This is a genomic window from Brachybacterium saurashtrense (assembly GCF_003355475.1).
In the GTDB taxonomy this organism is placed as follows: Bacteria; Actinomycetota; Actinomycetes; order Actinomycetales; family Dermabacteraceae; genus Brachybacterium; species Brachybacterium saurashtrense.
On sequence record NZ_CP031356.1, the window covers coordinates 1,081,086 to 1,094,630 of the forward strand.

10 protein-coding genes and 1 tRNA gene are annotated in these 13,545 nt (G+C 72.8%); 10 read left to right on the forward strand and 1 reads right to left on the reverse strand.

Annotated features, from left to right (window positions below):
* Positions 1-62 precede the first annotated feature (62 nt).
* From DWV08_RS04920 to pyk, 9 genes are all read left to right on the forward strand, one after another.
* Positions 63-377 (forward strand): HGxxPAAW family protein, encoded by a 315-nt coding sequence (locus DWV08_RS04920; protein ID WP_115412770.1) that lies wholly within the window; start codon positions 63-65, stop codon positions 375-377.
* On the forward strand, positions 374-841 hold the full coding sequence (locus DWV08_RS04925; protein ID WP_115412771.1) for a DUF2752 domain-containing protein: 468 nt from the start codon (positions 374-376) through the stop codon (positions 839-841). Before DWV08_RS04920 ends, DWV08_RS04925 begins: the two co-directional genes overlap by 4 nt.
* A gap of 63 nt (positions 842-904) precedes the next feature.
* On the forward strand, positions 905-1,738 hold the full coding sequence (gene trpC / locus DWV08_RS04930) for an indole-3-glycerol phosphate synthase TrpC (protein ID WP_115412772.1): 834 nt from the start codon (positions 905-907) through the stop codon (positions 1,736-1,738).
* Positions 1,735-3,066: a tryptophan synthase subunit beta gene (gene trpB / locus DWV08_RS04935; protein WP_115412773.1), complete on the forward strand. Its 1,332-nt coding sequence runs from the start codon at positions 1,735-1,737 to the stop codon at positions 3,064-3,066. The genes trpC and trpB overlap by 4 nt, the downstream gene beginning before the upstream one ends.
* Positions 3,063-3,896, forward strand: a complete 834-nt coding sequence (gene trpA, locus DWV08_RS04940; RefSeq protein ID WP_115412774.1) for a tryptophan synthase subunit alpha — start codon at positions 3,063-3,065, stop codon at positions 3,894-3,896. Before trpB ends, trpA begins: the two co-directional genes overlap by 4 nt.
* Positions 3,897-3,910: 14 nt before the next feature.
* The gene (gene lgt, locus DWV08_RS04945; RefSeq protein WP_115412775.1) at positions 3,911-4,840 is read left to right on the forward strand and encodes a prolipoprotein diacylglyceryl transferase; all 930 of its coding nucleotides are present in this window, start codon (positions 3,911-3,913) and stop codon (positions 4,838-4,840) included.
* Positions 4,841-4,957: 117 nt separating this feature from the next.
* A complete protein-coding gene (gltB, locus tag DWV08_RS04950) occupies positions 4,958-9,538 on the forward strand; it encodes a glutamate synthase large subunit (RefSeq protein ID WP_115412776.1) in 4,581 nt (1,526 codons plus the stop codon).
* Complete coding sequence (locus tag DWV08_RS04955; protein ID WP_115412777.1) at positions 9,531-11,009, forward strand: glutamate synthase subunit beta; 1,479 nt, start codon at positions 9,531-9,533, stop codon at positions 11,007-11,009. Before gltB ends, DWV08_RS04955 begins: the two co-directional genes overlap by 8 nt.
* 102 nt (positions 11,010-11,111) lie before the next feature.
* The gene (pyk, locus tag DWV08_RS04960; RefSeq protein ID WP_115412778.1) at positions 11,112-12,581 is read left to right on the forward strand and encodes a pyruvate kinase; all 1,470 of its coding nucleotides are present in this window, start codon (positions 11,112-11,114) and stop codon (positions 12,579-12,581) included.
* A 105-nt stretch (positions 12,582-12,686) separates the two neighbouring features.
* Here pyk and DWV08_RS04965 read toward each other — a convergent pair.
* Positions 12,687-12,769 (reverse strand) — tRNA-Leu (locus tag DWV08_RS04965).
* Positions 12,770-12,879: 110 nt separating this feature from the next.
* On the opposite strand from DWV08_RS04965, the gene DWV08_RS04970 reads away from it, so the two are divergent.
* Positions 12,880-13,527, forward strand: a complete 648-nt coding sequence (locus DWV08_RS04970; RefSeq protein WP_115412779.1) for an ANTAR domain-containing response regulator — start codon at positions 12,880-12,882, stop codon at positions 13,525-13,527.
* Positions 13,528-13,545 lie beyond the last annotated feature (18 nt).

The following is a 13,545-nucleotide window of genomic DNA, read 5'->3' on the forward strand; positions in this document are numbered from 1 at the left end:
CGGCCCGGCGCCCCGCGGCGTGGCACAATGGGCCTGACCGGGACTCTGACTGGAGAAGGACTATGCCGAAGACCTACACCGTGCCGCCGCCGCCCCACCACAACGAGGGCAAGACCGTGGCCGCCTGGACCATGAACCTCGGCATCGTCGCGGGCTCCGTCGGCATCGCCGTGGGGATGGTCGTCCCCTCCCTCTCCGTGCTGCTGTGGGTGGGCGCTGCCGTGGTGGTGCTCGCTCTGCTCGCCGGCGTGGCCCTCTCGAAAGCCGGCCTGGGCCAGCCCCGCGGGTACGGCCATCCGCAGGCCGTCCGCACCGCCGCCGCGAGCGCGGACAAGAACGCGCGCTCCCTGCAGGGCGCCGGAGCCGACGCCAGGTGACCGCCGCGGTGCGTCCGGAGCACGGCGAGGCCGTGCTCCGCAGCACCGCCCGCGGACCCCGGCGCGCCCTGCTCCCGCTCGGGATCGGCGTTGCCGGCCTCGCCCTCGCCGTGGGGGTGCAGCTGGTGTTCGATCCGTTCCGCACCCATATCCCGCTGTGCCTGGTCAATCATCTGACCGGGCTGGAGTGCCCCGGCTGCGGCGCGATCCGCGCCGTGCACGCGATGCTCGACGGCGACCTGCTGCTCGCCCTGCGCAACAACGCCCTGCTCACCGTCGCCGCGCCGCTCGCCGCCGCGGGGATGGCGGTGTGGACCGTGCGTCGCGCGCTCGGTCGGCGCACCGACCTGATGCCTTCGCGCGCCGTGCTGCTCGTGCTCGTGGGCATCGCGGTGCTCTTCTCGGTGCTGCGGAACCTGCCGATGTTCTGGTTCCTGGCCCCGATCTCCTACGTCGGCGGCTGAGCTGAGCCCCGCCCCGGCCCGACCGCGCGACCCCGCCCCGACGACCTGCCGCAGGAGGCCTGCGTGACCACCACCGGAACCGTGCTCGACGACATCATCGTCGGTGTGCGCGAGGACCTCGCCGCCCGCCGCGCCCTGGTGGGCGAGGCGGAGATCGCCCGGCTCGCCCGCGAGGCCGCGCCGGCCCTCGACGCCCGTGCCCACCTCGCGGGCGACGGCACCACCATGGGGCTGATCGCCGAGGTCAAGCGCGCGAGCCCCTCCAAGGGCGCGCTCGCGGACATCCCCGAGCCCGCCGAGCTCGCCGCCGCCTACGCCGCCGCCGGTGCCTCGGCGATCAGCGTGCTCACCGAGCAGCGTCGGTTCCGCGGCAGCCTCGCCGATCTCGACGCCGTCCGGGCGCGGGTGGACGTGCCGGTGCTGCGCAAGGACTTCGTGGTCGAGGAGTACCAGGTCCACGAGGCCCGTGCGCACGGCGCGGACCTGGTGCTGCTGATCGTGGCCGCCCTCGACGACGCCCAGCTGCGCGACCTCCACGCCCTCACCGCGGAGCTCGGCATGCAGGCGCTGGTGGAGACCCACACCGAGGAGGAGCTCGAGCGCGCCCTCACCCTCGGGGCGGACCTCCTCGGTGTCAACGCCCGCAACCTCAAGGACCTCTCCGTGGACCTCTCCCGCGCCGCCTCGCTGCTGTCCCGCATCCCCGCGGGGCCGCTCGCGATCGGGGAGTCCGCCGTGCTCTCCGTCGCGGACGTCGAGGCCTATGCCGCCGCCGGCGCCGATGCGGTGCTGGTGGGCGAGGCGCTGGTCACCACCGGCGATCCCACCGCCGAGGCTGCCTCCTACCGCCGCGTCCCCCGCCGCGGTCGTCCCCAGCCGGAAGGAGCTCTGGCATGAGCACCCCCGATCCCGCCCCCGTCGTCCCCGACCTCACCCGGCCCAGCACCGCGCTGCGCTCGGCCAGCGGCCCCTACTTCGGGGACTTCGGCGGCCGCTTCCTGCCGGAGGCGCTGGTGCCGGCGCTCGACGAGCTGCGCGAGGTGTACGAGAAGGCGATCGTCGACCCGGAGTTCGTCGCCGAGCTGCAGCACCTGGCGGCGCAGTACACCGGCCGCCCCTCGCTGCTGTCCGAGGCGCCGCGCTTCTCGCAGCTCGCCGGCGGCGCCCGCATCCTGCTCAAGCGCGAGGACCTCAACCACACCGGGTCCCACAAGATCAACAACGTGCTGGGCCAGGCCCTGCTCACCCGCCGGATGGGCAAGACCCGCGTGATCGCCGAGACCGGCGCCGGCCAGCACGGCGTCGCCACCGCCACCGCCGCGGCGCTGTTCGGGCTGGACTGCACCATCTACATGGGCGCCGAGGACACCGAGCGCCAGGCGCTGAACGTGGCCCGGATGCGCCTGCTGGGCGCGGACGTGGTCGCCGTCGAGCAGGGCTCGCGCACCCTCAAGGACGCCATCAACGAGGCGTTCCGCGACTGGGTGGCGAACGTCGAGACCACCCACTACCTGCTGGGCACGGTCGCCGGTCCGCACCCCTTCCCGGCGATGGTGCGCGACTTCCACCGCATCATCGGCGAGGAGGCCCGCGCCCAGACCCTCGAGCGGGTGGGACGTCTCCCCGATGCGGTCGTGGCCTGCGTGGGCGGCGGCTCGAACGCCATGGGCATCTTCCACGCCTTCCTCGACGACACCGACCCGCCGGTGCGGCTAATCGGCTGCGAGGCCGGCGGCGACGGCATCGCCTCCGGACGGCACTCGGCGACCATCACCGGCGGCACCCCGGGCGTTCTCCACGGCGCCCGCAGCTTCGTGATGCAGGACGAGGACGGCCAGACCATCGCCTCGCACTCCGTCTCCGCGGGGCTGGACTACCCGAGCGTCGGCCCCGAGCACGCCTGGCTGGCGGATATCGGGCGCGCCGAGTACCGCGCCGTGGACGACGGCCCGGCGATGGAGGCCTTCGCGCTGCTGTCGATGACCGAGGGCATCATGCCCGCGATCGAGTCCGCGCACGCCCTCGCGGGCGCGCTGGAGCTGGGACGCGAGCTGGGGGAGGACGCCGTGATCCTGGTGAGCCTCTCCGGGCGCGGGGACAAGGACGTCGACACCGCCTCGCGCTGGTTCGGACTGGTGGGGGACGACCCCGCCCGCGCCGATCTCTCCGCGCTGCGCGACGCCGCCCGGCGCACCAGCCCCGACCAGGCCGAGGAGACCCGATGACCGCCGCCGACACCGCCCGCCTGCGCGCCGGGGACGTCCTGGACCGCGCCCGCGCCGAGCACCGCGCCGCCCTGATCGGCTACCTGCCCGTGGGATTCCCCGATCTCGCACGCTCGATCGAGGCCGCCCGCGTGCTCATCGACCACGGGGCGGACATGATCGAGCTGGGGCTGCCGTACTCCGATCCGGTGATGGACGGCGCCGTGATCCAGCAGGCCGCCGCGAGCGCCCTCGCGGGCGGCACCCGCACCCGGCACGTGCTGGAGGCCGTCGAGGCGCTCTCCGGCCGCGGCGCGGCGATCCTCGTGATGAGCTACTGGAACCCGGTGCTGGCCTACGGCCCCGACGCCTTCGCGCGGGACCTCGCCGCCGCGGGCGGCGCGGGCGTGATCACGCCCGACCTGATCCCCGACGAAGGCGCCGACTGGATCGCCGCGAGCGAGGAGCACGCCGTGGACCGGGTGTTCCTGGTGGCCCCCAGCTCGCCCCGCGACCGTCTCGAGCATGTGGTCTCACACACACGCGGATTCGTCTACGCGGCCAGCACGATGGGCGTGACCGGGACCCGTGCGAGCGTCTCCGAGGCGACAGAAGGCCTGGTGGAGCGCACGCGCGCCGCCGGTGCCCGCAATGTGTGCGTGGGGCTGGGCGTCTCGAACGGTGAACAGGCCTCGCAGGTCGGCGCCTACGCTGATGGAGTGATCGTGGGCTCCGCCTTCGTGCGACCGCTCCTGGAGCACCAGGGAGACGACGCGGCGTCCCGCACCGCCCTCGCGGCGGTGGCCGACGATCTGCGCGCCGGCGTCGAGCGCGCCCGCACCGAGACCTGAGGGGAGACCCGGACATGATCCCCAGCCCGCCGCTCTCCGCCCTCTCCCTCGGCCCGCTCACGATTCATTTCTACGCCCTGTGCATCCTCGCCGGAATCGCGGTGGCGATGTGGTGGGCGACCCGGCGCTGGCAGGCGCGCGGCGGCGACGGGGACACCCTGTTCGACATCCTGTTCGTCGCGGTGCTGGCCGGCATCGTCGGCTCCCGCATCTGGCACGTCCTGACCTCCCCGGCGCCGTTCTTCGGCCCGGACGGAGACCCTCTCGCCGTGCTGTACATCTGGCAGGGCGGGCTCGCGATCTACGGCGGGGTGGCCGGCGGCGCCGTCGCGGTGTGGCTGATGGCCCGGCACAAGGGCGTCTCCTTCACCGCGCTGGCGGACACCGTGGCGCCCACGCTGCTGATCGCCCAGGTGCTGGGCCGCTTCGGGAACTGGTTCAACCAGGAGCTCTACGGGCCGCCGCTGGACGCCTGGTGGGCCTGGGACGTCACCTGCGTGACCAACGGGCAGACCATCGGCGGCTGCACCCCGGGCACCTACCACCCCACCTTCCTGTACGAGCAGCTGTGGAACCTCGCCGCCCTCGCCGTGCTCCTGCTGCTCAGCCGCCGCTACCAGTGGGCCGGCGGTCGCGTGTTCTGGGCGTACGTCGCCCTGTACTCCACCGGCCGCGCCTGGATCGATGCGATCCGCTCCGAGCCGGTGATGATGATCGGCCCCATGCGCATCCACACCCTGGTCGCGATCGTCATGGCTCTCGTCGGCATCGCCGTGTTCGTGCTGCTCACCGTCCGCAAGCGGCAGCGCGGGGGCGAGGTGGTCGCGGCCGACGGCTCCTTCGTCCTGCCCGCGCAGACCGAGGGCAACGGTCCGGACGAGGACCACGTCGAGAAGTCCGGGACCCCTCCCTCTCCCGGCTCCGATCCCGCACCCGGCCCCTAGCAGGCCGCCCGCGCGAGCATGCTCGCCGCGACGGGTGGCGCTCCTGGGGGAGGCCGGGCATCTGCCGGATCCGACGACCCCGTCACTGGCCGACCACCCGAAAGGGCTCACAGCGTCATGCTCCCCCTCACCTCCCGCTTCTCCGCGATCCCCGGCCCGCAGGGCCTCTACCACCCCGGGTCGGAGGTGGACTCCTGCGGCGTCGCGATGATCGCGACCCTCCGCGGAGAACCCTCCCACCAGATCGTCGAGCACGCCCTGACCGCGCTGCGCAACCTCGACCACCGCGGCGCCGTGGGCGCCGAGGAGAACACCGGCGACGGCACCGGCATCATGGTGCAGCTGCCCGATGCCTTCCTCCGCGAGGTCAGCGGTCTCGACCTGCCCCCGCGCGGCGCCTACGCCGCCGGCACCGCCTTCGTCCCCCGTGACCGGTCCGGGCGGGACGAGGTGCTCACCGTGCTCGCGGACATCGCCGCGGAGGAGGGCATGACCCTGCTCGGCACCCGCGACCTGCCGGTCGCGGAGGGCCTCGTGGGCCCGTCGGCCGAGGCCGTGCGTCCGGACATGGTGCAGGTGTTCCTCGCCGACGCGGCGGGGGAGCGCACCGGACTCGCGCTGGAGCGCGCGGCGTTCGCCGTGCGACGCCGCGTCGAGCACTCCACCGAGGGCTACTTCCCCTCGCTGTCCACGCGGGTGATGGTCTACAAGGGCATGCTCACCCCCTTCCAGCTCGACGAGTTCTACCCGGACCTGCGCGATCCGCGCTTCGCCTCGGAGCTGGCGATCGTGCACTCCCGCTTCTCCACCAACACCTTCCCGGCCTGGCCGCTCGCGCACCCCTTCCGCACCCTCGCCCACAACGGCGAGATCAACACCGTGATCGGCAACCGCAATCGCCTGCGCGCGGCCGAGGGCGCGATGTCCACCGACGTCTTCGGCGAGGACTTCTCGCGCCTGCTGCCGGTGAACACGCCCGGCGCCTCCGACTCCGCGGGCCTGGACGAGGCGCTCGAGCTGCTGCACCTCAGCGGCCGCTCCCTCGCCCACTCGCTGATGATGCTGATCCCGGAGCCGTGGGAGAACGACTCCTCGATGGACCCGGTGCTGCGGGACTTCTACGAGTACCACGCCGCGCTGCAGGAGCCGTGGGACGGCCCCGCCGCCGTCGTCTTCACCGACGGCACCCAGGTGGGCGCGCGCCTGGACCGCAACGGGCTGCGCCCGCTGCGCTACTGGGTCACGGACGAGGACCTGGTGGTGCTCGGCTCGGAGACGGGCCTCATCGACGTGCCCCGCAGCAGCCTGGTGCGCACCGGCCGCGTGGCCCCGGGGGAGATCTTCCTGCTGGACCTCGCCGAGGGGGAGATCGTCCCCAGCGACGAGCTCAAGCAGGCGATCGCCACCGAGCGCCCCTACGGCACCTGGCTGCGGGAGCAGAAGGTGGAGCTGGCGGACCTTCCCGCCCGCGAGCACATCACCCACAGCCGCTCCTCGGTGGTGCGCCGCCAGCAGACCTTCGGCTACACCGAGGAGGAGCTGCGGGTGCTGCTGGCCCCGATGGCCGCCAAGGGCGCGGAGCCGTTGGGCGCGATGGGCACCGACACCCCGATCGCTGTGCTCTCGGACCGCCCCCGCCTGCTGTTCGACTACTTCACCCAGATGTTCGCCCAGGTGACCAACCCGCCGTTGGACTCCCTGCGGGAGGAGATCGTCACCTCCCTGGGCGTGGCGATCGGCCGCTCCCGGAACCTCCTGGACGCCACCCCGCTGCACGCCCGCCAGCTCTCCCTGGGCTTCCCGATCCTCGACAACGACCAGCTGGCGAAGATCGTCGCGGTGGACGCGAACCCGGACACCGCGGATCTCCACACCACCCGTCTGCGCGGGCTGTACCCCGTGGCCGGCGGCACCGCCGCCCTCGAGCAGCGCCTGCAGCAGATCTGCGAGGAGGCGGTGGCCGCGATCGACGAGGGCGCCACCTTCCTGGTGCTCTCGGACCGGCACGCCAACCATGCGCTGGCGCCGATCCCGTCCCTGCTGCTCACCAGCGCCGTGCAGCACCACCTGGTGCGCACGGGCCGGCGCACCTCCGCGGCGCTGCTGGTGGAGGCCGGGGACGTGCGCGAGGTGCACCACGCCGCCCTGCTGATCGGGTACGGCGCCAGCGCCGTGAACCCGTACCTCGCGATGGAGAGCGTGGAGGAGCTCGTGCACCGCGGCGTGGTCGCGGACCTCACCCCCGAGCAGGCCGTCGCCAACCTCAACAAGGCGCTCGGCAAGGGCGTCCTGAAGATCATGTCCAAGATGGGCATCGCCACCGTGGCCTCTTACCGCGGCGCCCAGATCTTCGAGGCGGTGGGGCTCTCCCAGGAGCTGGTGGACACCTTCTTCCCCGGCACCATCAGCCGCATCGGCGGCATCACCCTCGAGGTGATCGCGGCGGAGACCGCCGCCCGTCACTCCCTCGCCTACCCCGTGGAGGGCGACCGGCCCGCGCACCGCAGCCTCCCCGTGGGCGGCGAGTACCAGTGGCGCCGCGAGGGGGAGCCGCACCTGTTCACGCCCGAGGCGGTGTTCCGCCTCCAGCACTCCACCCGCACCCGGCAGTACGAGGAGTTCCGCAAGTACACCGACGCGGTGGACGACCAGCACGAGCAGCTGATGACGCTGCGCGGCCTGCTGCGCCTGCGCACCGGCGCACTGCCGCCCGTGCCCCTGGACGAGGTGGAGCCGGTGGAGTCGATCACGCGCCGCTTCATGACCGGTGCGATGAGCTACGGCTCGATCTCCCAGGAGGCCCATGAGACCCTCGCGATCGCGATGAACCGCCTGGGCGGCATGTCCAACAGCGGCGAGGGCGGCGAGGATCCCGAGCGACTGCGGGATCCGGAGCGCCGCAGCGCGATCAAGCAGATCGCCTCCGGCCGCTTCGGCGTGACCAGCGAGTACCTCACCTTCGCCAAGGACATCCAGATCAAGATCGCCCAGGGCGCCAAGCCCGGCGAGGGCGGGCAGCTGCCGCCGGAGAAGGTGTACCCGTGGATCGCCCGCACCCGGCACTCCACGCCCGGCATCGGCCTGATCTCGCCGCCGCCCCACCATGACATCTACTCGATCGAGGATCTCGCCCAGCTGATCCACGACGCGAAGTCGGCCAACCCCGCGGCGCGGGTGCACGTCAAGCTGGTCTCCCGCTTCGGCGTGGGCACCGTCGCCTCCGGCGTGTCCAAGGCGCATGCGGACGTGGTGCTGATCTCCGGGCACGACGGCGGTACCGGCGCGAGCCCCCTGAACTCCCTCAAGCACGCGGGCACCCCCTGGGAGCTGGGCCTCGCCGAGACCCAGCAGACCCTCCTGCTCAACGGTCTGCGCGACCGGATCACGGTGCAGGTGGACGGCCAGATGAAGACGGGCCGCGACGTGGTGATCGCGGCGCTGCTGGGCGCGGAGGAGTACGGCTTCGCCTCGGCGCCGCTGGTCGTGGCCGGCTGCGTGATGATGCGGGTGTGCCACCTCGACACCTGCCCGGTGGGCGTGGCCACGCAGAACCCCGAGCTGCGCGAGCGCTTCACCGGCAAGGCCGAGCACGTGGTCGCGTTCTTCCAGTTCGTCGCCGAGCAGGTGCGCGAGCACCTGGCCTCCCTGGGCCTGCGCTCGCTCGACGAGGCGATCGGCCGCGGCGACCTGCTGGAGCTCGCCGAGGGCGAGCGGGCCGAGAGCGTGCTGGGCGCCGCCAAGCGCGAGGGCCTCGACCTCGGCGCGATCCTCGCCGCGCCCACGATCCACGAGGGGGACCACCCCCGCCGGCGCCGCGGCCAGGACCATCAGCTGGACCGCGCCCCGGACCATCCCTGGATCGAGGGCGCCGCGGCGGTGATCGACGGGGACGCGCCGTCGGTGCGCCTGCAGGACACGGTGCGCAACGTGCAGCGCAGCGCCGGCACCCTGCTGGGCCACGAGGTCACCCGCCGCACCGGCGGAGAGGGCCTCGCGGAGGACGCGATCGTGCTGGACCTCGAGGGCACCGGCGGGCAGTCCTTCGGCGCCTTCCTGCCCCGCGGGGTGAGCATGCACCTCACCGGCGATGCCAACGACTACGTGGGCAAGGGCCTCTCCGGCGGGATCATCGCCGTGGGCCACGGAGGCGGCACCGAGCCGTCCCTCACCTCCGCCCCGATCGCCGGCAACACCTGCGCCTACGGGGCCACCAGCGGGCGCCTGCTGCTCGCCGGCTCCGTGGGGGAGCGGTTCGGCGTGCGCAACTCCGGGGCGACCCTGGTGGTCGAGGGCATCGGCGACCACGGCGCCGAGTACATGACCGGGGGCGCGGTGGTGGTGCTCGGCCCCACCGGGCGCAACCTCGGCGCGGGCATGAGCGGCGGCACGCTGTTCGTGCTCGACCTCGACCCCGACAGCCTGAATCCGGCCGACGCCGCCGGCTTCTCGGTGACGCCGGTGCGCGAGGAGCACCGCGCGTTCGTGCTGGAGTCGGTGCGCGACCACGCCGCCCGCACCGGCTCGGACCGGGCGGCCGCGCTGCTGGCCGACGAGGACGAGCTGCTGGGCCGGCTCACGGAGATCTCTCCGCGCGCCTTCCTCACCATCACCGCGCTCCGGGAGGACGCGGTGGCCCGGGGCAACGACCCCGATGCGAACGATGTCTGGAACGAGATCCTGGAGGCGACCCATGGCTGATCCCCGCGGATTCCTGCGCTACCGCGACCGCGAGCTGCCCGCGCGGCGCCCCGTCCCGCTGCGCCTGATGGACTGGCGCGAGGTGTACGAGGCGCGCGAGAAGGGCACCCTCGACGTCGTCTCCCGGCAGGCGGGCCGCTGCATGAACTGCGGCATCCCGTTCTGCCACCAGGGCTGCCCGCTGGGCAACCTGATCCCGGAGTGGAACGACCTGGTGTACCGCGACGACTGGCGGGAGGCGAGCGAGCGGCTGCACGCCACCAACAACTTCCCGGAGTTCACGGGGCGCGCCTGCCCGGCGCCGTGCGAGTCCAGCTGCGTGCTGGGCATCAACCAGCCGCCGGTGACGATCAAGAACGTCGAGGTCTCCATCATCGACCGCGCCTTCGAGGAGGACTGGGTGCAGCCGGTGGAGCCCTCGCGGCACACCGGCCGCTCGGTCGCCGTGGTGGGCTCCGGTCCTGCCGGACTCGCCGCGGCGCAGCAGCTCACCCGGGCCGGGCACTCCGTGGTGGTGCTCGAGCGCGACGACCGCCTGGGCGGGCTGCTGCGCTACGGCATCCCCGAGTTCAAGCTGGAGAAGCGCCACGTGGACCGTCGCCTGCGGCAGATGCGCGCCGAGGGCACCCGGTTCCGCACCGGCGTGGACGTGGGCGGCACCGGCGAGGGCGCGCTGTCCGTGGAGGAGCTGCGCTCCCGCTTCGACGCGGTGGTGCTGGCCACCGGCGCGAGCGTGCCCCGCACGCTGGACGTCCCGGGCAGCGGTGCGCACGGCATCCATCCCGCGATGGAGTACCTCACCCAGGCCAACCGCCTGGTGGAGGGCGACTGGGTGGAGGACCCGATCAGCGCCGAGGGCAAGGACGTGGTGATCATCGGCGGCGGCGACACCGGCGCGGACTGCCTCGGCACCGCGCTGCGCCAGGGCGCCCGGTCGGTCACCACCCTGGCGATCGGCACCCAGCCGCCCGAGGAGCGGGACGAGCGGCAGCCCTGGCCCACCCACCCGGTGCTGTTCGAGGTCTCCACGGCCCACGAGGAGGGCGGCGACCGCTCCTACCTCGCCTCCACCACCGGGTTCGAGACCGACGCCGAGGGGACCGTGACGGGCCTCAAGGTGGCGCGCACTCAGTACGTGGACGGCTCCCGCGTGCCCACCCCGGGCACCGAGACGGTGCTGCCGGCGGATCTGGTGCTCATCGCGATGGGCTTCACGTCCCCGCGCCACGAGGGCCTGCTCGAGTCCCTCGGTGTGGAGATCACCTCGCGCGGCAACATCGTGCACGATGCGGACTGGAGCACCACGGAGCCGGGAGTGTTCACCGCGGGCGACTGCGCCCGAGGTCAGAGCCTGATCGTGTGGGCGATCGCCGAGGGGCGCTCCTGCGCCGCGGCGGTGGACGCGCACCTGATGGGCAGCAGCGCGCTGCCCCGCCCGGTGACGCCGGGCGAGAAGCCTGTCACAGTATGAAAGACTAGGGCCGAACACGCGATGCCGCGGGCCCTCCCGCGGCGGCTCGCGCGCTGTCCCGGGAGGGGCCGCGGCCCTCATTCGAACAACAGATGGGTTGACATGCGCAAAGCGAAGATCGTCTGCACACTTGGTCCTGCGACCAACACGTACGAGCAGATCCGCACGCTGATCGAGTCCGGGATGAACGTGGCCCGGATGAACTTCAGCCACGGCACGCACGACGATCACGCGGCGGTGTACGAGAACATCCGGCGCGCCTCCGACGATCTCGGCAAGAACGTGGCCGTGCTCGTGGACCTGCAGGGCCCCAAGATCCGTCTGGGCACCTTCGTGGACGGACCGCACGAACTCGAGGTCGGCGAGACCTTCACGATCACCACCGAGGACGTCGAGGGCACCCGCGAGCGCGTGTCGACCACCTTCAAGGGCCTGCCGGGCGACTGCCGTCCCGGCGACGTCCTGCTGATCGACGACGGCAAGGTCTCGGTGCGGGTCACCGAGGTCACCGACACCGACGTCACCACCGTGGTGGAGGTGCCCGGCCCGGTCTCGAACAACAAGGGCATCAACCTCCCCGGCGTGGCCGTGTCCGTCCCGGCGATGAGCGAGAAGGACATCGCGGACCTCCGCTTCGGCCTGCGCCTGGGCGCGGACGTGGTGGCCCTGTCCTTCGTGCGCGACGCGCACGACATGGACGACGTGCTGCGCATCATGCAGGAGGAGGGACGCCGCGTCCCGGTCATCGCCAAGATCGAGAAGCCGCAGGCCGTGCGCGCCCTGCGCTCGATCGTCGGTGCCTTCGACGGCATCATGGTGGCCCGCGGCGACCTCGGCGTGGAGCTGCCGCTGGAGCAGGTCCCGCTGGTGCAGAAGCGCGCGATCGAGCTGGCGCGCCGCAACGCGAAGCCGGTCATCGTCGCGACCCAGGTGCTGGAGTCGATGATCGAGAGCCCGCGCCCCACCCGCGCCGAGGCCTCCGACTGCGCCAACGCCATCCTCGACGGCGCCGATGCGGTGATGCTCTCCGGTGAGACCAGCGTGGGCGCCTACCCCTTCGAGGCCGTGCGCACGATGGCCCGGATCATCACCAACACCGAGGAGAACGGCGCGGACCGCATCCTCCCGCTCGGCACCATCCCGCACACCCGCGGCGGTGCGATCACCCGGGCGGCCGCGGAGATCGGCGACCAGCTCTCCGCCCAGTACCTGGTGACCTTCACCGAGTCCGGCGACACGGCGCGCCGCCTCTCGCGCCTGCGCCCCACCATCCCGCTGCTGTCGCTCACCCCGTACCCGGAGGTGGCCCGTCAGCTGTCCCTCACCTGGGGCACCGAGGCGCACCTGGTCCCGATGCAGAAGGACACCGACGCGATGGTTCACGTGGTGGACGAGTTGCTGCGGGAGCAGAAGGGCCTGCAGAAGAACGATCTCGTCATCGTCGCGGCCGGTTCGCCCCCCGGCGTGCACGGCTCCACGAACACGCTGCGCGTGCACCGCATCGGCGATCTCGACGGCACCGAGTCGGCCCGCATCGAGGCCGATCGCATCGCCGCCGGCCCGCAGGGCTGAGCAGCGCGCCACAGGATCGGCCCCGCCGGGGCTGAGAGACTCACCACCACAGCGGCGCCCGCCGGCCGAGAGGCCGACGGGCGCCGCTGTGGTGCAGGAATGCAGTGCCGGGTGCGGGACTCGAACCCGCACGCCCTCGCGGACAGCGCATTTTGAGTGCGCCGCGTCTACCGTTCCGCCAACCCGGCTCGCCCCCGGAGCCGGGGGGCTGGACTAGGATACCGCTGATGACCACCGGTCCTGACCCGTGGGTGCTGCGCATCCCCGGGGCACGGACCCCTCCGAGACACAGGGCGACATGACTGACGAGACCACTTCCCTTCCCGACGACGCCCCGCAGGATGCAGCCGCCTCCGGAGAGGCTCCGCGCCGCACCGCCGTGGTGGCGGAGGACGAGAGCCTGATCCGGATGGACATCGTGGAGACGCTCACCGAGGCGGGCTTCGAGGTGCTCGCCGCCGTCGGCGACGGGGAGAGCGCGGTCGCCAAGGTGCGCGAGCTCCGACCCGACGTGGTGGTGATGGACGTGAAGATGCCGCAGGTGGACGGCGTGACCGCCGCCGAGCGCATCGGCGAGGACAACCTCGCCCCCGTCGTGATGCTCACCGCGTTCTCGCAGGCCGAGCTGGTGGAGCGCGCCCGTGACGCCGGGGCGATGGCGTACGTCGTCAAGCCGTTCACCCCCGCGGACCTCCTGCCCGCGATCGAGATCGCGATCTCGCGCCACCAGCAGATCACGCAGCTCGAGTCCGAGATCGCGGATCTCGGGGAGCGCTTCGAGACCCGCAAGCGCGTGGATCGGGCCAAGGGCCTGCTGCAGACCAACATGGGGCTTTCCGAGCCCGAGGCCTTCCGCTGGATCCAGAAGACCTCCATGGACCGGCGCCTCACCATGCGCGAGGTGGCCGACGCCGTGGTGGACCAGCTGGGCGGCCCGAAGGACTGAGCGGGGAACGTCGGGCCC